The sequence below is a fragment of the Mycobacterium gordonae genome, from assembly GCF_017086405.1.
GTDB classification, from domain to species: Bacteria; Actinomycetota; Actinomycetes; order Mycobacteriales; family Mycobacteriaceae; genus Mycobacterium; species Mycobacterium gordonae_D.
Genome location: NZ_CP070973.1, coordinates 3867506 through 3889467 on the forward strand (window position 1 = coordinate 3867506; position 21962 = coordinate 3889467).

Here is a 21962-nt window from a genome sequence, read left to right on the forward strand (position 1 = left end):
GTGTGGAGCGGCCTTATCCCGCTGATTCTCGGCGGCGCACTGGAACCGATCGAAATCATGATCACACTCATGCTGCTTGGCACGCCCGCACGCCTCCGGGCCGCCAGCGCCTGGATCTCCGGTCATGTCTGCACCAGGCTGGTGCAGGGCCTCATCTTCGGCACCATTCTGCACTGGGGAGCCCGCAACACTGAGTCCAAACACTCCTACCACTGGGTCGTGTCCACCGTTCTCCTGGTCGTCGCGCTGCTTTTCCTGGTCACCGCCGCCCGGGAATTGCTCAGCGACGACGACCCCGACGCACCACCGCCCAAGTGGATGGCGATGCTGATGTCGGCGACACCCACGAAGGCCTTTTTCGTCGGGGCGGGTGTCGTCACGGTGTCGGTGAAAGCGTGGGTGTTCACCCTGGCGGCGATCGGGGTGATCGGCAGCGCGGAGCTGGGGCACCCCGCCAAGATGGCTACTTACGTCGCCTTCGTGTTGCTGGCTACCAGCGCGAATCTGATCATCATCGGCGCGGCCGCGATCTTCGGCGACCGGTCACGCGCCGCACTGGACCGGGCGCTGCGGTGGTTGCAGGACAATAGTCGGCCCATCGTCGTGTTCGTTGGGCTGGTTTTCGGCATCTGGTTCGGGTTCAAAGCATTGCGCGGCTTCGGGATCGTGTAGAGGTCATGGGACTGCTCAGCACAGCGGCTGAGCCACCATATCTCCGCAATAGCCGACCAAAGCCGTAACGAGCCATAGAGCGCTGCACCGTGTCGGTGATCGACCCCGCTACCAACGACGTCATCGCCACAGCCAACGTGGGCCAATTCCCGAACGGGATCGCGGCGAGCCGTGGCGGCAATGTCTACGTCACCAACCTCTCTGACAACACGGTGTCGGTGATTGATCCGACGAGTAACTCCACCACCGCGACCATTACCGTAGGTCAGTCTCCGACCGGCATAGCGGTTAACCCGAATGGGAACATTTACGTCTCCAATAGCGGCACCGGCACGGTGTCGGTAATCAATCCCGGGACCAACACCGTCACCGCTACCGTCGGGGTCGGGAACACGCCTGAGGCTCTGGCGGCAAGCCCAGCGACCGGCTATGTCTTCGTCGCCAACGTCAACAACGGCGTGGTATCGGTCATCAACCCAGTGACGAACACCGTCAGCGCGACCATCGGCGTGGGCACCACTCCGAGCGGAATCGCCATTGACCCCGTCACGGGAGCGGTGTACGTCACCAACCTCAACAGCGGCTCGGTATCGGTGATCAGTGGGTAGTCAGCGAGGGCTGGTCACAACGTTCCGGCTGGCGGGGCGGGGGTTGGCGTGCCGGTGTCGCCGGCGAACTTCAACTGCAACTCTGTGTCAGGGATCAGCGGCTGATGGAGCTTGCCCTTGACTGGTAGTCGCCCGTGCGAGACGGGGGAGCGCCAGCCGAGCCGCGTCGGCGCAATCGTTCGCTTGCTGCTCGCTTGCGCTGCAGGATTTTTCGCTGTCGACGCCGCGATGGCAGCCACTTCACCGAACAGGATGGGCACGATCCGAACCCATGGCGCGCCTGAAGATACGCGCAATGCATCGTGTCGCTGCCGGCAAGGCATGGTGGCAATCACCCGGGTGACGCGCGGGCACGGCGGCTCAGCCACCGTGTGTACGCAACACCGACCAGAGCCGTCACGACGCCGTACAGCGCGACGGCCCCGCGTTCGTCGGCATTGGGAAAATTCGCTGAGGCTATGGTCAGTGCTGTCGCCGGGTGACGGCAGGCGCTCGCGAAGGCCACGACCGCCGAGAACTCTCGATCGGGGCCACCCAGCACATGTCCGATTGTGAAGGCGCCCAAAACAAAAATGAGAATGGCGACCACCGTGACGTCACCCATCAGCTTCCACATCTGCGGAGCCGCTGCAACCAACAACACGATCATCGCCACCGGCAATGCCCAGCGTTGCGCGCGCTCAATCGGCCCCCCGATTCGCTCGGCCAGTGCTGGCCAGAACTTTCCGATCGCCATTCCCGCGACTAGCGGCAGCAACACTGAGACGAGCATCAATTCCCCTACCGACCACGGATTGGTGACGTACTGCTTACCGAACACATCGCCCAGCAGTCTCCCGGCCACGGCCAGCGCCGGCACGGCGAGCACAGCCAGGACAATCACCAGGCCCAGCCCGAATTGAACTTGCCCGCCAGCCTTCGCCCCGCGCCGCGGCAACAGCGGTGGCAGCGGCGAAATAGCCAGTGTCACAAGCGCAATCGCCACCTGTGGGTGCACATCCACGACGTTGACCAGCAGCACTGCGAGCGCGGGCGCAACGACCAGCACTGCCAGCAGCGAGCGTGCCAGCAGTCCCGGATGCTGCAGAACGTACCGGACGTCGCCGAATTCCGCCGTCAACCCGTAACCCAGGATGACCACGAACAGACTTATCTGAAATGCCAGCTTTGCCGCATCTGCCACCGTCACGACGGACAGCCTGCCACGGCAATAGTCCGAAGATCAGCCCATTCGTGCGTGCTCGCCCACCCGGATCGCGGATTCGACCTCTTCGGCGCTGATCTCTTTGGTGCAGAAGAACCAGTCTTCGCACGCGATACCGTCGGCGTGGCCCTCCATCCGCTCCTTGGCGGTGCCGCAGGAACCCGCCGGCGGCACGATCACCCGGTCGCCCGGGCGCCAGTCGGCCGGCGTCGCAACGTGGAAGTGATCGGCCGTCTGCAGCGCCTTGATCACCCGCAGCAACTCGTCGAAGTTGCGTCCGAGGCTCAGCGGATAGTAGATGACAGCACGGATCTTGCCTTCGGGGTCGATGACGAAGACCGCACGCACCGCCTTGGTGGAATCCTCACCCTGCATGATCATCCCGTACTTCTTCGCGACCTCCATCGAGACATCCTCGACCAGCGGGAAAGTGACGTCCACGTCGTGCATACCGCGGAACGAGATCTTCTCCTTGATCGTGCGTAACCAAGCAATGTGGCTGTAGAGCCCGTCCACCGACAATCCCACCAGCATGGTGTTGTACGCCGCGAACTGCTGTTGCATCGAGGCGAAGGTAATGAATTCACTGGTGCACACCGGAGTGAAGTCGGCCGGATGAGAGAAAAAGATGACCCACTTGCCGGCGTAGTCGGCGGGGAAGTTGATCGGCCCCTGCGTGGTGACGGCGGTGAATTGCGGCGCCGGGTCCCCGATGCGGGGCATCCCCACAGCGGTCGTCGAGATCTCGGTCGTGGTCATGGGCAGTCCCTTCACATTGTCTGGAACCAATTCCACAACCGTGTTGCCGGCCCGGATAGGGACTAATGCCCTCTGACGTGATGCCAACGGTCAGCTGGGGCCAGACACTGGGCCTAAAGCGTCAGGGACTGGTCGCCTGACTGATGATGAGCGGCGGCGGCCCCGCCCCGTCATGAGGATCGGCTTGCGTCTTATAGAACGGTGGCAGCGTTCCCGCACCCGCCTCGAATCGGGCAAGGTACTCGGCGTCGAAACTTACTCGGTACCACTGGATTCCGAGCGATGCCGACACGTCAGGGTCGCTCCTCGGGGCGTTGGCGATCGCGGTCACACGCACACACTTCACATGCTGACGCATGACCGAGGAGAAGCGGGCGAGGCCGTCAGCGTCCTGCTCTGGTGCCGTCGCGCCGTAGCCGGCACGTACCTGCCGGCCCAGGTACCCCCACGCCGTGAGGTAGTCCTTATTGTTCACCGCCGCGAAGTAGTCCACCAGGACTTGCTGACCCTTGCCCACGGGTTGTGCGTCGGGCTGCCCGTTGGCACAGCTGGGATGGGCTGCCGCGTGGCCGGGCGGCGCGAGCAGGCATCCGGCCAGCGCCAGCGCCCCAAGATGCCGCCGTCGGATCCGCGACAGACGAATACGCGCCCACATAGAGATGACTTTGGCCTCTTATCCGCCGGTGTCAAGGGCGACACATGGCACGGTTGGTTCGAGATGATCACCGGCACATCAAGAAGGTCGCGGTGGTGACCGACTCGCACCGCGGGGATACCGCCGAACATCTGGCGTCGCACTTCGTCTCCGCCGAGATCCGCCACTTTCCCGCCGGTGAGCAGGACCTGGCGCGGCAGTGGGTCGTAGGCGGCGCGCAATGATAAGCGCTGCAAACCGGCTCACCGTAGGCCCGGCCTCCGTGCCACGATGGTGCGGTGACCGTCTTTCCTGACTTGCCGGGGTCCGGTGCCGACCGGGAGTCGGTCCTGTCCGGCTACCCGGTGACGCCACCGCCGTTGCGCCGTCCTGTCACCTTCGACCAGTACTGGAGCGACGTGACCTTCGTGCACTGGCCGGTGGCGCCGGAGACCATCGCGCATCTCTACCCGCCCGGCACCCGACCCGATGTCTTCGCCGACGGAACCACCTACGTCGGGCTGATTCCATTCGCGATGTCCTACACCAAACTCGGTACTGCAGTGCCCCTTCCGTACTTCGGCCGCTTCCTGGAGACCAACGTCCGGCTGTACTCGGTGGACGACTCCGGGCGGCACGGCGTGCTGTTCCGGTCGCTGGAGACGGCACGGTTGGCCGTCGTGCCCGTCACCCGCATCGGGCTCGGTGTCCCGTACACCTGGGCGAAAATGCGGATGACGCGGGCCGGTCGGCAGGTCACCTACCACAGTGTGCGCCGCTGGCCCCGGCGCGGATTGCGCAGCCTGATGACGGTCACCGTCGGCGACGTCGTCGAGCCGACACCGCTGGAGGTCTGGCTTACCGCTCGTTGGGGTGCGCACACCCGCAAGGCCGGCCGAACCTGGTGGGTCCCCAACGAACACGACGAGTGGCCGCTGCGGGCGGCCGAAATCTCGGAACTGCACGACGAACTGGTCGATGCCGCCGGGATCCAGCCTGTCGGGGACCGATTGCGCGCCCTGCATTCGCCCGGTGTGCAAACCTATTTCGGTCGGCCCTGCCCGGTTGACTGATTGCCCGCCGAGGGCGAAACCCACGACGGGACACGCCGCGGTGGTGTCATGAGATTCACGTCGCGGCCGAGGGTTCAACCAGTGACAGATCAGTATGCCAGCACGTGGAAGTGCCCGCTCGGACAGTCACCTTCGACACCGCTGTACGGGTCGTCCTCGAATCTTCGCCAATTCCAGTGCGCGCCGCAGTAAGACGCGGCGCAGTCCGGGCAGTGGAATGGCGCGTAGCTGTAGGCGATGCGATACAACGCCGCCGCGTCGGCCTCAGCGATCGCGTGGCTCACCGGCCCGATGCGCTCCGCCGACACAGCCTGGCTGGCGACCCCGAAGAAGGTGTGCACCACCAGTGCGGCCTGATCGTCGGGCCGCTCCAATACATCCAACTCGGTCAGGGCCTGCAGAGCCGGCGACGCTTCGGCCACCGCGTCAGCGGGTGTCACGAACCGCACGCTGCCGGCGACTTCCCCGCAACGCGCGCAGCGGAATTCAGGGCAGGCAGTAGCCACCGTCGATCACCAGATCCGAACCCGTCATATAACTGGAAGCCGCACTGGCCAGATACAGGTAAAGCCCGCTGAGTTCTTCCGGGCGGCCGATGCGGCGCATGGGAATCCTCGGCTCCCAGAGCCGGTGGTATTCGGCGAGGGGCTCGACGAGTTCGGTCATGATGTAGCCGGGGCTGATGCTGTTGACCCGGATGCGGTGCGGCGCGAATTCCACCGCCATCGCCTTGGTCAGATGAATCACCGCCGCCTTGGACGTGCAGTAGTGACCCACCTCCTGCGGGACGTTGATGATGTGGCCGGACATCGATGCCGTAGCGATGATGGATCCGCCGCGGTCCTGTGCGACCATCGCCCTGGCCGCTGCCTGAGCGGTGAGGAAGACGCCGGTCACGTTGGTGTTCTGGACCCGTTCGAACTCTTCCACCGACATGTCCAGCATCGGTGTCACCGAGACAATGCCGGCGTTGCACACCGCGACGTCGATCCCGCCCAACTGCGCGGTCATCCGATCGACCATGGCCGCCACCTGGTCCTGCCGGGTCACGTCACACACGATCGGGAGGGCGGTGCCGCCGGCCGCGGCGATTTCCTCGGCAAGCGCCTGCAGCGCATCCAAATGCCTTGCCACAAGCGCTACTTCGGCACCGGCTTCCGCATAAGCCAGCGCTACTGTGCGGCCGATACCACTGGATGCCCCGGTCACCAGGGCCGTCCTGCCGTGCAGGTCGAACAGATCCAACACGCTCATGCCTCTAGTGTGTCCGGTATGGGCAGGTTCACCAAAGCAGAGATCGAAGAGGCCGTCCGGAACTACACCGCCGTCGTCGAGGGCTGCAGCGCTTCGGGTGACTGGCGCCCGTTCGCCGACCTCTTCACCGAGGACGTCGTCTACACCGAGCACCACTATGGCGTTTTCCATGGCCGCGAGGAAGTGCGGCAGTGGATCGTCGACGTGATGGCGCCGTTCCCGCACATGCGGTTTCCGTCGGATTGGACGGCGTACGACGAGGACAACGACGCCGTCGTCATCATGATTAAGAACCTGCTCGACCACCCGAGTGACCCGGGCGGGAAGCCGTTCTGGTTTCCCAACTGGACCCGGCTGGTCTACGCCGGTGATGGTCTGTTCTCCAGTGAGGAGGACATCTACAACCCCAACCGAGACGCACCGCGCGTGGTCGCAGCGTGGATGCAGGCCGGCGGCAAGCTGGCCACCGACGCGATTCCCGCCCCTAAGCGCTGACGGGCGGCCGCTTGCGCCGGCGCGAACGCGCCGCCGCCAACGCCTGCTCCCAGGCCAGCAGGGTGGTGGCCTTGAGATTTGCCGGCTTCAGACTGTCCTTGGACAGCAACGCGGTAGCCGCGGCCTTCGTGGTCGCCGACGCCTTGGACATATGGCCCGAGTCGAAGGGGGGCTCGGGGTCGTACTCGATGGCCAGCTGGATCGCTTTCGCGCGGCCTTCACCGCCGAGCTGTCCGGCCAGCCACAGGGCGAGATCGAGTCCGGCGGAGACCCCGGCGCTGGTGATGATGTTGTCCTCGTGCACGATCCGCTGGTCATCGACCGGCGTGACGCCGAACGCTTTGAGCGCCGGCAGTGCGATCCAGTGCGAAGTGGCTCGCTTGCCCCGCAGCAGCCCGGCGGCCGCGAGAATGACCGAACCCGAGCACACCGAGGCGGTCCAAGTTGCGTTCTGCTGGGCCCGCCGCAGCCAGTCAAGCAGCTTCTCGTCGCGTGCGTGTACCGGAGTGCCGGGCCCGCCAGGCACGAGAATGACATCGGGGGAAGGGGTTTCGGCGAATGAATGGGTCGCCCCCAGAATCAGCACGCCGGAGTCGGCGGTGATCGGCCCGACGTCATGCCAGACGAACCGTACCTCTGCGTCGGGCAGCTGGCGCAACACCTCGTAGGGGCCGATCATGTCCAACGCGGTGAATCCCGGGTAGGCCACGAATGCGATCTGCGTCATGGGGTTTTCCTTTCTAGGCAAACGCTTTTCGATACTGGTCTGGTGGAATGCCCACCCGTCGAATGAAGTTGCGCCGCATGGTTTCCGCGGTGCCGAAGCCGCAGCGGGAGGCGATCGCCACCACCGTGTCGTCGGTCTCCTCTAGCTGACGGCGGGCGGCTTCGGTGCGCACACGCTCGACGTACTGTCCGGGCGCCTCGCCGACCTCCTCGGTGAAGATCCGGGTGAAATGTCGCGGACTCATCGCGGCCCGCCGGGCAAGTTCGTCGATGCTGTGCGAGCCGCCAGGTTCGGCTTCGATGGCTTCCTGGACATCGCGGATCGAGGGCCGTTTAGCGCGCGGCATCCACACCGGCGCGGCGAACTGAGTCTGTCCGCCGGGGCGTCGCAGGTAGAGCACCAGCCACCGTGCGACCGTCTGGGCCACCTCGGTGCCGTGGTCGTCCTCAACCAAGGAAAGCGCGAGGTCGATTCCCGAGGCGACACCGGCGGCGGTCCAGATCCGCTCGCCGCTACGGATGAAGATCGGATCCGGATCGACGTCGACGTTGGGAAATTCAGCGGCCAGCTGCTCGGCGAAGGCCCAATGAGTGGTGGCGCGAAGTCCGTCCAGCAATCCTGCTTCGGCGGCCAGAAATGCGCCCGTGCACACCGTGACGAGGCGGCGGGCGGTGCGGGCGACCGCTCTGATCCAGTCCAGCAACTCGGCGTCAGCCCGCGCGGCTTCGATGCCGAAGCCACCGGGCAGCACCACGGTGTCCACTCGCTCGCGCGGGTCAGGTAGCGGTACCGCGGTGAAACCCAGGCCGGTCGCGGTGGTGATCGGCTGCCCGCCAGGCGCGGCCACGAACACCTCGTAACCGCCCTCGGTGAGCAGCGAGGCACCGGTGAAGACTTCGTACGGGCCCACCATGTCGAGTGCTTGGACCCCAGGAAAGCCGACGATGACCACTGTGCGAGCCATGCTCACAGTGTTGGCCACCATGGCTCATGTCGTCCAGGCCATGCACCCCACGAATCAGGACATGACCCCTAGCCGCGGGATGCCGGCAGCGCCTTTGGCAGACTGTGGCTATGGCACAGATAACTTTGCGCGGAAATGCGATCAATACCGTCGGCGAGCTTCCCGCCGTCGGGTCTCCGGCTCCGGCCTTCACGATGACCGGCGCCGATCTGGGCCCCTTCAGCAGCGACCAGTTCGAGGGTAAGCCCGTGTTGCTGAACATCTTTCCCTCGATCGACACGCCGGTGTGCGCCGCCAGCGTGCGGACCTTCAACGAGCGCGTCGCAGACGGCGGCGCGTCGGTGGTGTGCGTGTCCAACGACCTGCCGTTCGCGCAGAAGCGGTTCTGCGGCACCGAAGGCATCGAGAACGTCGGCGTGGCATCGGCGTTCCGGGACAGCTTCGGCGAGGATTACGGCGTCACCATCGTCGACGGGCCGATGGCCGGCCTGCTGGCCAGGGCGGTCGTCGTGATCGGCGCCGACGGCAAGGTCGCGCATACCGAGCTGGTCCCCGAGATCGCCCAGGAGCCTGACTACGACGCGGCGATCGCCGCCCTGGGGTAGCTAGCTGTTGTGACCTGGGAGACCGGCAGGCACGACCACCGTGTCTGCCGCGCGCGGCGCAAGAGGAGGCTGCGCGCTGACGGGGCAACCGGCCAGCATGATGCCGCCCATCAAGGTCATCAAGAGGGCCAGCACTACGCGGATCGTGCGCACCCTGTTCCTGTCACTCATGGCTCGCTCCAAGGCCGGCGAAATATCGCAATGGCAGCGAGGTTAGCGCGCAAACGCTGCGGCGGGAAGTACCTGTGGGCGAAAAACATTGCTGTACACCCCTTTTCACCAGCTTCACTTGTCTAACCGTTTGACATATCCGCTCTCGAGTCCATCGCTCGGGCCGCATGTACACGCAAGTCGACCTTGCGGACTTTCCCGGTCGCGGTCATCGGGAACCCGTCGACGACGTGGACGTAGCGCGGAATCTTGTAATGCGCGATCTGCCCTGCACAGAATTCCCGCACCGCGTCGGCGTCCAGCGGCGTCCGGCCGGGGCGCATCATGATGCACGCGCAGACCTCTTCGCCGTACCTGTCGTCGGGTACGCCCACCACTTGGACATCCTCGACATCGGGGTGGGTGTGCAGGAAGTCCTCGATCTCCCGCGGTGACAGATTCTCCCCACCGCGAATAATCATGTCCTTGATCCGCCCGGTCACCTCGCAATAGCCGTCGTCACGCATCACCGCCAGATCACCGCTATGCATCCACCCACCGTCGTCGATCACCTCACGGGTCCGCTCGTCGTCGCGCCAGTACCCCAGCATCACCGAGTAGGCGCGGGTGCACAGTTCCCCGGACTGTCCTCTTGCCACGATCCGGCCGGTGCCGGGATCGACGATCTTGACCTCGACGTGTGGATGCACCCGCCCGACAGTCTCAGTACGGCGCTCCAGGTCGTCGTCGACCATGGTCTGGCAGGACACCGGAGAGGTTTCGGTCATGCCGTAGGCGATCGACACCTGCGCCATGTGGAGTTCGGCGATGCAGCGCTTCATCACCGCGACGGGACAGGCGGCGCCGGCCATGATTCCCGTGCGCAGCGACGACACATCGCGCTCGGCCAGGTCGGGGTGCCCGAGTAAGGCGATGAACATGGTGGGCACGCCGTATACGCCGGTGCAGCGCTCCTGCTCAATCGCCAGCAACGTCGCCGCAGGATCGAAACCTGCCGCCGGGATCACCATGGTGGCGCCGTGGCTGGTACAGCCGAGGTTGCCCATCACCATGCCGAAGCAGTGGTAGAACGGCACCGGAATGCACAACCGGTCACCGGGTCCGAGCCCGATCTGCTCGGTGACGAAGAACCCGTTGTTCAGGATGTTGCGGTGTGACAGGGTGACGCCTTTGGGTGAACCCGTTGTGCCCGAGGTGTATTGGACATTGATCGGATCAGTCGGCCGCAGGCGGGCCATCCTGGCGCGCAGCCGCTCGCTGTGCGATCCGTTCGCCCGCCGGTGGAGGCGTTCCCAGTCACCGGTGCCCAGGAACACGATATCGGTCAGATCCGTTGCCTCAGAGCGTACTTCGTCAACCATGCGCCGGTAGTCCGAAGTCTTGAACGCCGAGGCCGACACCAGCAAGCGCGTGCCGGAGTGACGCAGCACGTGGGACAACTCGTGGCTGCGATACGCCGGGTTGATGGTCACCAGGATGGCCCCGATCTTGGCGGTGGCGTACTGGAGCAGCGTCCACTCCGGGCAGTTGGGTGACCAGATGCCGATCCGGTCGCCACGCTCGATGCCGCTGGCCAGCAAGGCTATTGACAGCCGGTCGATGTCGGCATCCAACTCGGCATAAGTCCAGCGCCGCCCGCTGGGCACATCGACGAGAGCCTCGATGTCGGGGTGCATTCGAGCGGTGCGCTCGAAGTTGGCACCGATGGTTTCCTCTAGCAGCGGGACGTCGACCGGGCCGGCCGCGTAGGAGTCCACCGCTCAGAGACCTGCGCGGTCGGCGAGCAGGGCGCGGTGTTGCGCGCTGCTGCCGAACAGCGCCGCGGAAGTGGTGGCACGCCGAAAGTACAGATGAAGGTCGTGCTCCCAGGTGAACGCGATACCGCCGTGGATCTGGATGGCCGCACCGGCGCACTGCACGAAGGTGTCGGCGGCCTGTGCCTTCACCAATGGCGCGGCGAGGTGCAACTCGTCGCCGGTGGTGGCGCTCATCGCCGCGAACATCACCGCAGCGCGGGTCGCGTCGATTTCGATCAACATGTCGGCGCACGCGTGTTTGACCGCCTGGAACGATCCGATCGGCCGATCGAATTGCATTCGGTGACAGGCATAGTCGACCGCCATGTCGAGGCAGGCTTCCGCCCCACCGAGCATCTCGGCCGCCAGCAACACCCGGGCGACGTCCAGGACCTGGTCGAGGGCTTCGGGACCGCCCGCGACCAGCGCCTCGCCGGGGGCCTCGGAGAACCGCACCCTGGCCACGGGCCGGGTCAGGTCGAACGAGGGGAGTCGCTCGATGCAGACCCCTGGCGCGGCGGCCCGCACGGCGTACAGGCTGACGTCACCCGCACGAGAGGCCGGCACGATGAACAGGTCGGCGACATGACCGTGTAACACCGGACTGCATGCGCCGGTCAGCCGGCCGTCCCCTCCGACCTCCACCACTTCCTGGCCCACAGGCGCGAAAGCCGCAACCTGTTCACCGGTGAGCAGGCCGGGCAGTAGCGCCCTGCGCTGTTCCTCGTCGCCCAGGCGCAGGATCGCTTCCGTCGCGAAGGTGTTGGACGCGTACGGAACCGGCGCCAGCACCCGACCGAGTTCGCAGAAGGCGATGGCGGTCTCGATGAGGCCGGCACCCGCGCCGCCGTACTCCGGCGGGACGTGCAGACCGGGCAACTCCAGTTCGCTGCACAAGTTCCGCCAGAGCCTATCGTCGTGGCCGTCGGCAGAGCGCAACTGCGGCGTCCGGTCACGCAGGAAGCCGCGCAGTGAGGCGCGGAAGTCGTCGTGTTCGGTGCTGTAACGAAAATCCATGTCAGATCTTCACTTCGCGCCGAGGGTCCTGGCGGGGTTCCCTCGGGAGACCCAGCAACTGCTCCCCGATGACGTTGCGCTGGATCTGGGAGCTGCCGGCATAGATGGTGGCGGCGCGCGCGTAGAGCAACTCGTCCAGCCAGCACGCGGCCGAGTTGGGTGTGCCGACCGCGGGCACGATCAGCGCTGCGCCGTTACCGGCACCCTGACCACCTAGCGCCTCCAGGCTCAGGATCTCGATCGCGAGCTCGGTATAGCGTTGGAAGAACTCGCTCCACACGACCTTGCTGATCGCGGCCTCGGGGCCGGGTCGGTGTCCGGCGATCAGCGCGGTCAGACCGCGGTAACCCTGGTAGCGCATGATTTGGACCCGCGAATAACACCACGCCAAAGCATCGCGGATCAACGGATTTCCATGCATCCCACGGTCTCGGGCGAGTTCGCACAGCCGGTCGAGTTCACGCCCGAAGTTGATGGCGGCGGTAGTGACCTGTGAGGCGCGCTCGAACCCGAGCAGCGTCATCGCCACCCGCCAGCCATCGCCGACCTGCCCGATCACGTTGGCGGCCGGAGTGCGGGCACCGGTCAGGAACACCTCGCTGAATGACGCATGTCCGGCCGCGTTGACGATCGGGCGAACCACGACACCGGGCTGGTCCATCGGCACCAGGAGCATGGACAGGCCGGCGTGCTTGGGCCCATCGGGATCCGTGCGCGCCAGCACGAAGATCCAATTCGCGGTGGGCCCCGCCGAGGTCCAGATCTTCTGGCCGGTGAGCGTCCACTCGCCACCGTCGAGCACCGCCCTGGTTCGCACGGAAGCCAGGTCCGAGCCCGCCTCCGGCTCGGAAAAGCCTTGGCACCAACGGTCCTCACCGCTGAGAATGCGTGGCAGGTAATGCGCCTTCTGCTCTTCGGAGCCCAAAGCAATCAGGGTGTTGCCCAGCAACTGGATTCCCAGCAGATCGTTCTCCAGCCCCTCCGGCGCGCCCGCACGGGCGAACTCCTCGTCGAGGACGGCCTGCGAGATCGCGGAGAGACCCGCGCCGCCATACTCTTTAGGCCAGGAGACAGCGACCAGGCCATTGTCCGCCAGCAACTGCCGCCACTGCCGCGCAAACTCATCCCGTGCCGTCGGCGCCAGGGCACCCGGACCCGACCAACCGGCGGGCAGGTGCTCGCGCAGGAAACCGCGGATCCGTTCGCGGAAGGCTTCGGCTTCCGGCGGATAGGTGATATCCATCGGCGGTCTACCTCAAGGGCGGTTCTTGGCCGCAGGCAGAATCTCCGGCGCGGCGCGCCAGTCGTCGAGCCCGTATTCGACGGTGCCGTAGGACAGCTTTCCGCCCGTGACTTCGCCCCAATAGGCGTGATTGAGCTGATGGATCTTGAAGCAACCGTCGAGCGCGGTAGAGAAACCCATCGCATCGACGGTCTGGTTCACCGACTCCTTGATCAGCAGTGCGGCCATGGTGGGCACTTTCGCGATCCTGCGTGCGAATTCAATTGTGCTGCCGACCAACTCGTCGGGCGGGAAGACCTTGGAGACCATCCCGAGCACGTGCGCCTCATCCGCGCCGATGGAGTCGCCGGTGAGTAGCAGTTCCTTGGCCTTGCGGGGTCCGAATTCCCACGGATGACCGAAGTACTCCACACCGCACATGCCCAACCGCGTGCCCACCACGTCGGCAAACACCGTGTCCTGACTCGCGACGATGAGATCGCAGCACCAGGCCAGCATCAGGCCCGCCGACAACACCGTCCCGTGCACCTGGGCGACGGTGATCTTGCGTAGATCTCGCCATCTTTTGGTGTTGTGAAAGTAGTAGTGCCACTCCTGCCGGTTACGGGACTCCACCCCGCCGTAGGTGCCACCGTTGCACTGGTAGGTGGGGTGCTGGTCAGGCCCAGGCGTGCGCTCGCGCACGTCGTCGGACGAGCCCAGGTCGTGTCCGGCCGAGAACGCGGGACCGTCGCCCCGCAGAATCACGACCCGCACCCTGTCGTCGGTTTCGGCGAGTTCGAAAGCGACCCCCAACTCCACGAGCAGCCCGCGGGTCTGCGCGTTGCGCTGCTTCGGACGGTCGAGTGTGATGATCGCGATCAGCCCATCGTCAATCGTCTCGTAGCGGATGAATCGGAAGTCTCGCGCGGGACGTTCCCCATTGGACCGGTGATCCACCGGACCGACCCCGGTGACACTCATGGCGACTCCTTGCTGCTGACGGCGCGCAGAACGGGTGACCTGTGCGAGGTTACGCGGGCGGTCACCATTATGTCCATAGCCGATACGCGTCATTGCCGTGCTCTCCATGGAGAATTACCAAGCAAGAAGCATCTTGTGTACAACGAAGTATCTTGCTAGTACTGTGTTATACCTAGAGACGAGGCAACCGCAGCGCGCCGGAATCCCGGCCCGGCTACACACGAACAAGAAGGGTGAACGATGGAGATCGGAATCTTCCTCATGCCGGCCCATCCACCGGAGCGCACTCTGTACGACGCGACCCAGTGGGATCTGGACATCATCGAACTGGCCGATCAGCTCGGGTACGTCGAAGCCTGGGTCGGCGAACACTTCACCGTGCCGTGGGAGCCGATCTGCGCCCCCGATCTGCTGCTGGCCCAGGCGTTGTTACGGACCAAAAACATCAAACTCGCACCCGGGGCCCACCTGTTGCCGTATCACCACCCGGTGGAATTGGCCCACCGGGTGGCCTATTTCGACCATCTCGCCCAGGGTCGCTTCATGCTGGGCGTGGGCGCCAGCGGCATCCCCGGCGACTGGGCGTTGTACGACGTCGACGGCAAAAACGGCGAGCACCGCGAGATGACGCGGGAGGCGCTGGAGATCATGTTGCGCATCTGGACCGAGGACGAGCCCTGGGAGCATCGCGGAAAGTACTGGAACGCCAACGGAATTGCACCCATGTTCGAGGGATTGATGAAACGGCACATCAAGCCGTTCCAGAGTCCGCACCCGCCGATCGGTGTCACCGGGTTCAGCGCAGGCTCCGAGACGCTCAAGCTTGCCGGCGAACGCGGTTACCTGCCAATGAGTTTGGACCTCAACACCGAATATGTGGCTACACATTGGGACGCAGTGCTAGAGGGGGCCGAGCGCAGCGGCCGTACCCCGGATCGTCGCGATTGGCGGCTGGTGCGGGAGGTGCTGGTGGCCGAGACCGATGAGCAGGCGTTCCGTTATGCCGTCGACGGCGCGATGGGCCGGGCCATGCGCGAGTACACGCTGCCGACGTTCCGGATGTTCGGTATGACCAAGTTCTACAAACACCATCCGTCGGTGGCCGACGATGATGTGACCGCCGAGTACCTCGCGGAGAACACCTTCGTGGTCGGTTCGGTGGACACGGTGGTCGACAAACTCGAAGCCACCTACGACCAGGTCGGCGGCTTCGGGCACCTGCTGGTACTGGGATTCGACTACCGGGAGAACCCCGGGCCGTGGAAAGAGTCGCTACGCCTGCTCGCCGAGGAGGTCATGCCGAGACTCAACGCCCGCATCGCGAAGAAGCCTGTGGCCCTGGTCGTCTAGCACAATCGAGGAAGGGCACCGCCATGTCGGTTCGCCACGTCACCGTCGGCTATTCGGACGGAACCACCAGGACGATGCCGGTGCGGCCGGACCAGTCCATGCTGGATGCCGCCGAAGAGCACGGCGTCGCCATCGTCAACGAATGTCAGAGCGGCATCTGCGGAACCTGCGTGGCCAGCTGCGTCTCCGGCACCTACGACATGGGTCGCACCGAGGGACTGTCCGACGTGGAGCGCTCGGCGCGAAAGGTGCTGACCTGCCAGACCTTCGCCACGTCGGACTGTCGCATCGAATTGCAGTACCCGGCCGACGACAACGCCGCGCTACTGGTCTCGGGTGACGGTGTCGTCACCGGTGTCGACCTGGTCTCGCCGAGTACGGCCATCCTGCGGGTCGACGTTTCGGGTTTCGGCGCCGCGCTGCGGTACAAGGCCGGCCAGTTTGCGCAGTTGCAGGTGCCCGGCACCGACACCTGGCGCAACTACTCCTACGCCCATCCCGACGGCCGCACCGAACTCGAATTCATCATCCGGCTGCTGCCCGACGGTGTGATGTCGAACTACCTTCGCGATCGGGCGAAGCCAGGCGACCGAATCGCCATGCGCTGCAGCAAGGGCAGCTTCTATCTGCGTCCGATCGTGCGACCGGTCATCCTGGTCGCCGGCGGCACCGGCTTGTCGGCGATCCTGGCGATGGCCGACAGCCTGGACGCCGACACCAGCCAGCCCGTCTATCTGCTCTACGGCGTGACGTCCGCCGAGGACCTGTGCAAGCTCGACGAGCTCACGGCGTTGCGCCGCCGGATCGCCGGGCTCGAACTACACGTCATCGTGACGAACGCAGACACATCCTGGGATGGGCGCACCGGGCTGGTCACCGATCTGCTCGACGAGCGGATGCTGGCCGGCGGTGACGCCGACGTGTACCTGTGCGGTCCCGCAGCGATGGTCGAGTCCACCCGGAAATGGTTGGACAACAACGGTTTTCAACGGGTGGGCCTGTACTACGAGAAGTTCGTCCCCAGCGGCGCCGCGTGCCGGCGCGCCCCGGCACGCGTCGACTACACCGGGATGGACATCGGCGAGGTACGCCGGCGCGGCCGCGGTACCGCCGTCGTCATCGGCGGCAGCATCGCCGGCATCGCCGCGGCCAAGGTGTGCAGCGAAACGTTCGAGCGCGTCGTCGTGCTCGAGAAGGACGACCCACACCGCCGGCGCGAGGGCAGGCCCGGTGCCGCCCAGGGCTGGCATCTGCACCACCTGCTCACCGCCGGGCAGATCGAACTGGAGCGCTTCTTTCCCGGCATCGTCGACGACATGGTCCGCGAGGGCGCGTTCAAGGTCGACATGGCCGCCCAGTACCGGATCCGGTTGGGCGGTGCGTGGAAGAAGCCGGGGACGAGCGACATCGAGATCGTCTGCGCTGGAAGGCCGCTACTCGAATGGTGCGTGCGTCGCCGACTTGACGACGAACCGCGCATCGAGTTCCGATACGAGTCGGAGGTCACCGACCTGGTTTTCGACCGGGACGACAATGCCGTCATCGGGGTTGCCGTCGGGCCCGAAGCCGAGGTGATACCCGCCGAGTTCGTCGTCGACGCCTCCGGCAAGAACACCCGGGTCCCGGAGTTCCTGGACCGCATCGGCATCGGCGCGCCGGAAGTGGAGCAGGACATCATCAACTGCTTCTACTCGACGATGCAGCACCACGTTCCGCCCGAGCGTCAATGGCACGACAAGGTTATGGTCATCTGTTACGCGTACCGTCCGTTCGAGGACACCTACGCCGCGCAGTACTACCTCGACAGCTCGCGCACCGTATTGTCCACCTCGCTGGTGGCATACAACTGCTATTCACCGCCGCGGACAGCCAAGGAGTTCCGTGAATTCGCCGATCTGATGCCCTCACCGGTGGTGGGGGAGAACATCGACGGCCTGGAACCGGCGTCACCGATCTACAACTTCCGGTATCCGAACATGCTGCGGCTGCACTACGAGAAGAAGCGCAATCTGCCGCGTGCCCTGCTGGCCGTCGGTGACGCCTACACCAGCGCCGACCCGGTGTCGGGTCTGGGAATGAGTTTGGCGCTCAAAGAAGTTCGGGAGATGCAGCTGCTGCTGGCCAGGTACGGTCCCGCGCACCGAGACCTGCCTCGCCGCTATTACCGGTCGATCGCCAAGATGGCCGACACGGCCTGGTTCGTCATCCGCGAACAGAACTTGCGGTTCAACTGGATCAAGGACGTGGACCGGAAACGTCCGTTCTACTTCGGGGTGCTCACCTGGTACATGGATCGCCTGCTGGAGTTGGTGCACGACGACCTGGACGCCTACCGCGAGTTCCTGGCCGTGGTCCATCTCGTCAAACCGCCCCTGGCGCTGATGAAACCCGGGATCGCCGGCCGCGTCATCGGCAAGTGGGCACGGACCCGGCTGTCCGGGCAGAAGACCCTGATCGCCCGCAACTACGAAAATCGCGTGATACCCGCGCAGCCCGCGAACGAACTGGTAAGCGCAGGCGTCGACCGGCACTAGAAGACCGGCATTAGAAGAAAGGCCACCATGTCGCAGGTTCATCGGATCCTGAATTGCCGGGGCACCCGGATCCACGCCGTGGAGGAGAGCCCGGCAGCGGATGACGCGCCGTTGGCCATACTGATTCATGGCTTTCCGGAGTCGTGGTACTCGTGGCGCCACCAAATTCCGGCGTTGGCTGCCGCCGGCTACCGCGTGGTTGCCGTCGACCAGCGGGGCTACGGACGTTCGTCGAAGTATTTTCTGAACTCCGCGTACCGCATCAAGCAATTGGTGGACGACATCGTCGGCGTCGTCGACGCATACGGCCAGGACAAGGCGTTCGTCGTCGGGCACGACTGGGGCGCACCGGTCGCCTGGACCTTTGCCTGGCTGCATCCAGAGCGGTGCGCCGGTGTCGTCGGCATCAGCGTTCCGTTCGCCGGTCGCGGTGTAATCGGGCTGCCGGGCAGCCCTTTCGGCGAACACCGCCCCAACGACTACCACCTGGAACTGGCCGGTGAAGGCCGGATCTGGTATCAGGACTACTTCTCCGCGCAGGACGGGATCATCGCCGAAATCGAAGAGGACGTTCGGACCTGGCTGCTGGGCCTGACTTACACCGTCTCCGGTGAGGGGATGATCGCGGCGACCAAGGCCGCCATTGAGGCAGGAATGGACGCGGGCGTCCTTGCTTCCATGAACCCGATCGACGTGATCCGCGCCGGCCCCCTCTGCATGGCCGAGGGCGCGAAACTCAAGGACGCGTTCGTCTATCCCGAGACCATGCCGTCCTGGTTCACCGATGCCGATCTCGACTTCTATACAGCGGAATTCGAGCGCTCCGGCTTCGGGGGTCCGCTGAGCTTCTACCACAACATCGACAATGACTGGCACGACCTTGCCGACCAGGAAGGCACACCGCTCACCCCACCCGCGCTGTTCATCGGCGGCCAATACGACGTCGGCACCACCTGGGGAGCTGAGGCCGTCGAACGCGCTGAGGAAGTGATGTCGAACTACCACGGCACTCACCTGGTCGCCGATGTCGGCCACTGGATTCAGCAGGAAGCACCCGAGGAGACCAACCGGCTATTACTGAACTTCCTCGACGGAGTCCGCTGATCATGGTCGCGACCACCGATCGTCTCGATGGCGCCGAGCTGCGACGGGCGTTCGGCTGCTTTCCGTCCGGGGTTGTCGCATTGTGCGCGATGGCTGACGGCGTGCCAGTCGGCATGGCGGCGAGTTCCTTCACGCCGGTCTCCCTCGACCCGCCCTTGGTATCGGTCTGCATTCAGCACGATTCGACGACGTGGCCGCGGTTGCGGCCGCTGCGCTACCTCGGTGTCAGCGTGCTCGCCGAGGGCCACGACGACGTGTGCATCAGCCTGTCCCGCAAGACCGGCGACCGCTTCGCGGAGGTGGCCTGGACGGAGCTGCCCGGCGGCGCCGTGGTCGTCCACGGATCGAGCGCCCGGCTGGACTGCCGGCTGCGCGACGAGATCCCGGCCGGCGACCACTTCATCGCCCTACTCGAAATCTGTTCGCTGCACGCCGATCCCGAAACCTCACCGCTAGTCTTCCACGGCAGCCGATTTCGCCGACTCAGCCCCCGGGAGCGCGCATGAAGACCACCGACGTGCGGGTGCGGCGCGCCGTCACCGCGATCGCCGCCGGACAGGCCGTCGTCGTCACCGACGGCGCCGACGGGGACGGTTTCTTGGTGTTCGCCGCCGATGCCGCCACTGCGGGCCTGCTTCACTTCACCATCCGCCACACGTCGGGATTCCTACGAGTCGCGTTGCCCGGCAACGAGTGTGCGCGACTGCAACTCCCGCCTATGTGTCACGGTGACAGCCCGGACTGTGTGTCCGTCGATGTCTCGGGAACCGGCACCGGTATCTCGGCATCGGACCGGGCGAAAACCATTGCGGCACTGGGTTCGGCTGCCACCGTTGCAGCGGACCTGCACCGTCCCGGCCACGTGATCCCGGTGCAGGTCCGACCCGATGGCGTGCTGGGCCAACGCGGCGCTGCCGAAGCCGCTGCCGACCTGGCGCGCCTGGCCGGGCGCGGCCAGGCGGCGGGTTTCTGTGAGATCGTCTCGCGTCGCAATCCCGTGCTGGTCGCCCGCGGCGGCGAATTGATCGAGTTCGCGGTCGAACACGGGCTCGCCGTGGTCTCGATACCCGAACTGGTGGCCTATCGACGCCGGACCGAACCACAGGTGATTCGCCTGACGGAGGCGGTCATACCCACCTGGGCCGGATCTGCCCGTGTCATCGGCTTCCGCAACACCCACGGTGATGGTGAGCACCTGGCCGTGATCGTCGGAATCGCGGGCGCCGGGGTTCCCGTTCCGCTGCACATCCACGTCGAGTGCCTGACCGGTGACGTGTTCGGATCATGCGCCTGCCGGTGCGGCAGCGAACTGCGGGATGCCCTGTCCCGGATGGCGGCCCAGGGCGGTGGAATGGTCCTGTATCTACGGCCGTCAGGTGCACCGCGGGCCTGTGGACTGTTCGACGGCCGTTCCGCGCGTGAGGAGTTCACCTCGGAGACGGTGACATGGATGCTGCGGGATCTCGGCGTGTACGCCATCCGGCTTTCCGACGACGTGCCAGGATTCGGCCTGGTGCTGTTCGGAGCCATCCGGCAGAGCGGGATTGAGTCCCCACTACCGGATGCCACCTGGGCAGCGGCCGGCTGAGTCGGCTGACCGCCCAGTGGTGCAACACTATTCGTGAGGAGATCGGTGAGTCATCCAGACCTGGCCGGCAAGGCGGCGATCGTCACCGGCGCAGGCGCCGGCATCGGTCTCGCGGTCGCGACGCGATTGGCGGCCGAGGGCTGCAACGTACTGTGCGCGGACATCAACGGGCAGACCGCTGACGCCGCCGCAGCCAAGATCGGACCCGCAGCGGTGGGCTGCGAGGTGGATGTCAGCGACGAGGACCAAGTCGTCGACATGGTCGCGGCGTGTGCCGCGGCTTTCGGCGGGGTGGACAAGCTGGTCGCCAATGCCGGCGTCGTGCATTTCGCGTCGCTCATCGACACCACCCTGGCGGATTTCGACCGCGTCATGGCGGTCAACCTGCGCGGTGCGTGGCTGTGCACCAAACACGCCGCGCCGAGGATGATCGAGCGCGGCGGGGGAGCGATAGTCAACATGTCGTCGCTGGCCGGCCATATCGCGGTCAACGGCGCGGGAGCGTACGGCATGTCCAAGGCTGCCATCAGTCATCTCAGCCGCGTCACCGCCGCGGAATTGCGCCCGCACAATATCCGCGCCAATGCATTACTACCGGCATTCGTCGACACCCCGATGCAGCAGACCGCGATGACGATGTTCGACGAAGCACTCGGCGACGGCGGTGCGCTGGCGTTGATCGCCCGGTTGCAGGGCCGCATGGCTGCCCCGGAGGAGATGGCCGCCATCGTGGCGTTCCTGTTGTCCGACGACGCATCAATGGTCACCGGCACCACGCAGATCGCCGACGGCGGGACCATCGCTGCCCTGTGGTAGCGGCCCGTCATGGCAACCGGTCGAGAAAGTCCAGGAGCAGCCGACTGGTCTCACCGGGCTTCTCCTGTTGAATTCAGTGGCCCGCGCCGGGGATGAGGTAGCTGCCGCGGTTGTCGCACGTCTTCTCGTCGGCACGCTCGATCGCTTCGGCGCCCCAGATCGAGGCCACGTCGTACTTGGTCTCGAACTCCCAAGCTGCTACTTCGGCAGGGATCACCGAAATGACTTGGCACGACGCAGCGGTCGCCCGGGAATTCATCGACGTGATGCACCTGCAGCGTGCGCCGCTGACCCTGATGCGGCCGTCCGTGATGATGAGGGCGCTGCTGCCGACCTCCTCCGCTGACCACCAGTCGCGACCCGTACGCGGGTGACCAGGAAATCG

The 21962-nt window shown here is 65.4% G+C and carries 26 protein-coding genes and 1 pseudogene; 13 read left to right on the forward strand and 14 right to left on the reverse strand.

Translation table 11 applies throughout. The features are described from left to right. A complete protein-coding gene (locus JX552_RS16320) occupies positions 1-672 on the forward strand; it encodes a GAP family protein (protein WP_241010583.1) in 672 nt (223 codons plus the stop codon). An 89-nt stretch (positions 673-761) separates the two neighbouring features. After that, a complete protein-coding gene (locus tag JX552_RS16325; RefSeq protein ID WP_205873106.1) occupies positions 762-1280 on the forward strand; it encodes a YncE family protein in 519 nt (172 codons plus the stop codon). A 14-nt stretch (positions 1281-1294) separates the two neighbouring features. On the opposite strand, the gene JX552_RS16330 is transcribed toward JX552_RS16325, so the two are convergent. From JX552_RS16330 to JX552_RS16345, 4 genes are all read right to left on the reverse strand, one after another. Continuing rightward, positions 1295-1540 carry a hypothetical protein gene (locus JX552_RS16330; protein WP_205873107.1) on the reverse strand — a complete coding sequence of 82 codons (246 nt, stop codon included), beginning with the start codon at positions 1538-1540 and terminating at the stop codon, positions 1295-1297. Positions 1541-1611: 71 nt separating this feature from the next. Further along, on the reverse strand, positions 1612-2469 hold the full coding sequence (locus tag JX552_RS16335) for a bile acid:sodium symporter family protein (protein WP_205873108.1): 858 nt from the start codon (positions 2467-2469) through the stop codon (positions 1612-1614). Between the two features lie 33 nt (positions 2470-2502). After that, positions 2503-3243 carry a peroxiredoxin gene (locus JX552_RS16340; protein ID WP_241010584.1) on the reverse strand — a complete coding sequence of 247 codons (741 nt, stop codon included), beginning with the start codon at positions 3241-3243 and terminating at the stop codon, positions 2503-2505. A gap of 121 nt (positions 3244-3364) precedes the next feature. Further along, positions 3365-3898 carry a hypothetical protein gene (locus JX552_RS16345; protein ID WP_241010585.1) on the reverse strand — a complete coding sequence of 178 codons (534 nt, stop codon included), beginning with the start codon at positions 3896-3898 and terminating at the stop codon, positions 3365-3367. A 44-nt stretch (positions 3899-3942) separates the two neighbouring features. Between JX552_RS16345 and JX552_RS16350 the strand changes: the two genes are divergently transcribed. Together JX552_RS16350 and JX552_RS16355 are read left to right on the forward strand one after the other, a co-directional pair. Beyond that, positions 3943-4122: a SpoIIAA family protein gene (locus JX552_RS16350; RefSeq protein ID WP_205873109.1), complete on the forward strand. Its 180-nt coding sequence runs from the start codon at positions 3943-3945 to the stop codon at positions 4120-4122. A 54-nt stretch (positions 4123-4176) separates the two neighbouring features. Beyond that, complete coding sequence (locus JX552_RS16355) at positions 4177-4950, forward strand: YqjF family protein (protein ID WP_241010586.1); 774 nt, start codon at positions 4177-4179, stop codon at positions 4948-4950. 89 nt (positions 4951-5039) lie between these two features. Here JX552_RS16355 and JX552_RS16360 read toward each other — a convergent pair whose 3' ends face one another. Both JX552_RS16360 and JX552_RS16365 read right to left on the reverse strand, forming a co-directional pair. Then, positions 5040-5390, reverse strand: coding sequence for a hypothetical protein (locus tag JX552_RS16360; RefSeq protein WP_205873110.1), 351 nt, complete (start codon positions 5388-5390; stop codon positions 5040-5042). 46 nt (positions 5391-5436) lie between these two features. Further along, entirely contained in the window at positions 5437-6204 is a 768-nt protein-coding gene (locus JX552_RS16365; protein ID WP_205873111.1) for an SDR family oxidoreductase, read from the reverse strand. 18 nt (positions 6205-6222) lie between these two features. Between JX552_RS16365 and JX552_RS16370 the strand changes: the two genes are divergently transcribed. After that, entirely contained in the window at positions 6223-6699 is a 477-nt protein-coding gene (locus JX552_RS16370) for a nuclear transport factor 2 family protein (RefSeq protein ID WP_205873112.1), read from the forward strand. On the opposite strand, the gene JX552_RS16375 is transcribed toward JX552_RS16370, so the two are convergent. Next, complete coding sequence (locus JX552_RS16375; protein ID WP_205873113.1) at positions 6689-7426, reverse strand: DJ-1/PfpI family protein; 738 nt, start codon at positions 7424-7426, stop codon at positions 6689-6691. The genes JX552_RS16370 and JX552_RS16375 overlap by 11 nt on opposite strands. A 13-nt stretch (positions 7427-7439) precedes the next feature. Then, positions 7440-8390 (reverse strand): GlxA family transcriptional regulator, encoded by a 951-nt coding sequence (locus JX552_RS16380; protein WP_205873114.1) that lies wholly within the window; start codon positions 8388-8390, stop codon positions 7440-7442. Positions 8391-8500: 110 nt separating this feature from the next. Between JX552_RS16380 and tpx the strand changes: the two genes are divergently transcribed. After that, on the forward strand, positions 8501-8995 hold the full coding sequence (gene tpx / locus JX552_RS16385) for a thiol peroxidase (RefSeq protein ID WP_205873115.1): 495 nt from the start codon (positions 8501-8503) through the stop codon (positions 8993-8995). Here the strand turns inward: tpx and JX552_RS16390 are convergent, their stop codons facing one another. The 5 genes from JX552_RS16390 to JX552_RS16410 form a co-directional block, all read right to left on the reverse strand. Beyond that, entirely contained in the window at positions 8996-9166 is a 171-nt protein-coding gene (locus tag JX552_RS16390) for a hypothetical protein (protein ID WP_205873116.1), read from the reverse strand. 122 nt (positions 9167-9288) lie between these two features. Next, complete coding sequence (locus JX552_RS16395) at positions 9289-10923, reverse strand: AMP-binding protein (protein ID WP_205873117.1); 1635 nt, start codon at positions 10921-10923, stop codon at positions 9289-9291. 3 nt (positions 10924-10926) lie between these two features. After that, positions 10927-11979, reverse strand: coding sequence for an acyl-CoA dehydrogenase family protein (locus JX552_RS16400; protein WP_205873118.1), 1053 nt, complete (start codon positions 11977-11979; stop codon positions 10927-10929). 1 nt (position 11980) lies between these two features. Continuing rightward, positions 11981-13222 (reverse strand): acyl-CoA dehydrogenase, encoded by a 1242-nt coding sequence (locus JX552_RS16405; RefSeq protein WP_205873119.1) that lies wholly within the window; start codon positions 13220-13222, stop codon positions 11981-11983. A 12-nt stretch (positions 13223-13234) separates the two neighbouring features. Further along, positions 13235-14185, reverse strand: a complete 951-nt coding sequence (locus JX552_RS16410; RefSeq protein ID WP_205873120.1) for an enoyl-CoA hydratase — start codon at positions 14183-14185, stop codon at positions 13235-13237. A gap of 240 nt (positions 14186-14425) precedes the next feature. Here JX552_RS16410 and JX552_RS16415 point away from each other — a divergent pair, with 240 nt between their 5' ends. From JX552_RS16415 to JX552_RS16440, 6 genes are read left to right on the forward strand one after another with little or no spacing between them, the layout of a single operon-like run. Next, complete coding sequence (locus JX552_RS16415) at positions 14426-15535, forward strand: LLM class flavin-dependent oxidoreductase (protein WP_205873121.1); 1110 nt, start codon at positions 14426-14428, stop codon at positions 15533-15535. 23 nt (positions 15536-15558) lie between these two features. Further along, positions 15559-18069 carry an FAD-binding oxidoreductase gene (locus JX552_RS16420; protein ID WP_205873122.1) on the forward strand — a complete coding sequence of 837 codons (2511 nt, stop codon included), beginning with the start codon at positions 15559-15561 and terminating at the stop codon, positions 18067-18069. 27 nt (positions 18070-18096) lie between these two features. Then, complete coding sequence (locus JX552_RS16425; RefSeq protein ID WP_205873123.1) at positions 18097-19173, forward strand: alpha/beta fold hydrolase; 1077 nt, start codon at positions 18097-18099, stop codon at positions 19171-19173. A gap of 2 nt (positions 19174-19175) precedes the next feature. After that, positions 19176-19679 carry a flavin reductase family protein gene (locus tag JX552_RS16430; RefSeq protein ID WP_205873124.1) on the forward strand — a complete coding sequence of 168 codons (504 nt, stop codon included), beginning with the start codon at positions 19176-19178 and terminating at the stop codon, positions 19677-19679. Then, positions 19676-20761 carry a 3,4-dihydroxy-2-butanone-4-phosphate synthase gene (locus JX552_RS16435; RefSeq protein WP_205873125.1) on the forward strand — a complete coding sequence of 362 codons (1086 nt, stop codon included), beginning with the start codon at positions 19676-19678 and terminating at the stop codon, positions 20759-20761. The genes JX552_RS16430 and JX552_RS16435 overlap by 4 nt, the downstream gene beginning before the upstream one ends. A 45-nt stretch (positions 20762-20806) precedes the next feature. Further along, complete coding sequence (locus JX552_RS16440) at positions 20807-21577, forward strand: glucose 1-dehydrogenase (RefSeq protein ID WP_205873126.1); 771 nt, start codon at positions 20807-20809, stop codon at positions 21575-21577. A 7-nt stretch (positions 21578-21584) separates the two neighbouring features. On the opposite strand, the pseudogene JX552_RS34135 reads toward JX552_RS16440, so the two are convergent. Beyond that, positions 21585-21755 (reverse strand): annotated as a pseudogene (locus JX552_RS34135) (alpha/beta hydrolase); the annotation flags it as partial. Positions 21756-21798: 43 nt separating this feature from the next. On the opposite strand from JX552_RS34135, the gene JX552_RS16450 reads away from it, so the two are divergent. Continuing rightward, positions 21799-21951 (forward strand): hypothetical protein, encoded by a 153-nt coding sequence (locus tag JX552_RS16450; protein ID WP_205873128.1) that lies wholly within the window; start codon positions 21799-21801, stop codon positions 21949-21951. Positions 21952-21962: the final 11 nt, after the last annotated feature.

Bases quoted from the DNA above. Each gene is read 5' to 3' on its own strand.
- JX552_RS16340 (WP_241010584.1), bottom strand. From the start codon at position 3,243: ATGACCACGACCGAGATCTCGACGACCGCTGTGGGGATGCCCCGCATC.
- JX552_RS16345 (WP_241010585.1), bottom strand. From the start codon at position 3,898: ATGTGGGCGCGTATTCGTCTGTCGCGGATCCGACGGCGGCATCTTGGG.
- JX552_RS16350 (WP_205873109.1), top strand. From the start codon at position 3,943: ATGGCACGGTTGGTTCGAGATGATCACCGGCACATCAAGAAGGTCGCG.
- JX552_RS16365 (WP_205873111.1), bottom strand. From the start codon at position 6,204: ATGAGCGTGTTGGATCTGTTCGACCTGCACGGCAGGACGGCCCTGGTG.
- JX552_RS16370 (WP_205873112.1), top strand. From the start codon at position 6,223: ATGGGCAGGTTCACCAAAGCAGAGATCGAAGAGGCCGTCCGGAACTAC.
- JX552_RS16375 (WP_205873113.1), bottom strand. From the start codon at position 7,426: ATGACGCAGATCGCATTCGTGGCCTACCCGGGATTCACCGCGTTGGAC.
- JX552_RS16380 (WP_205873114.1), bottom strand. From the start codon at position 8,390: ATGGCTCGCACAGTGGTCATCGTCGGCTTTCCTGGGGTCCAAGCACTC.
- tpx (WP_205873115.1), top strand. From the start codon at position 8,501: ATGGCACAGATAACTTTGCGCGGAAATGCGATCAATACCGTCGGCGAG.
- JX552_RS16390 (WP_205873116.1), bottom strand. From the start codon at position 9,166: ATGAGTGACAGGAACAGGGTGCGCACGATCCGCGTAGTGCTGGCCCTC.
- JX552_RS16400 (WP_205873118.1), bottom strand. From the start codon at position 11,979: ATGGATTTTCGTTACAGCACCGAACACGACGACTTCCGCGCCTCACTG.
- JX552_RS16405 (WP_205873119.1), bottom strand. From the start codon at position 13,222: ATGGATATCACCTATCCGCCGGAAGCCGAAGCCTTCCGCGAACGGATC.
- JX552_RS16410 (WP_205873120.1), bottom strand. From the start codon at position 14,185: ATGAGTGTCACCGGGGTCGGTCCGGTGGATCACCGGTCCAATGGGGAA.
- JX552_RS16415 (WP_205873121.1), top strand. From the start codon at position 14,426: ATGGAGATCGGAATCTTCCTCATGCCGGCCCATCCACCGGAGCGCACT.
- JX552_RS16420 (WP_205873122.1), top strand. From the start codon at position 15,559: ATGTCGGTTCGCCACGTCACCGTCGGCTATTCGGACGGAACCACCAGG.
- JX552_RS16425 (WP_205873123.1), top strand. From the start codon at position 18,097: ATGTCGCAGGTTCATCGGATCCTGAATTGCCGGGGCACCCGGATCCAC.
- JX552_RS16430 (WP_205873124.1), top strand. From the start codon at position 19,176: ATGGTCGCGACCACCGATCGTCTCGATGGCGCCGAGCTGCGACGGGCG.
- JX552_RS16435 (WP_205873125.1), top strand. From the start codon at position 19,676: ATGAAGACCACCGACGTGCGGGTGCGGCGCGCCGTCACCGCGATCGCC.
- JX552_RS16450 (WP_205873128.1), top strand. From the start codon at position 21,799: ATGACTTGGCACGACGCAGCGGTCGCCCGGGAATTCATCGACGTGATG.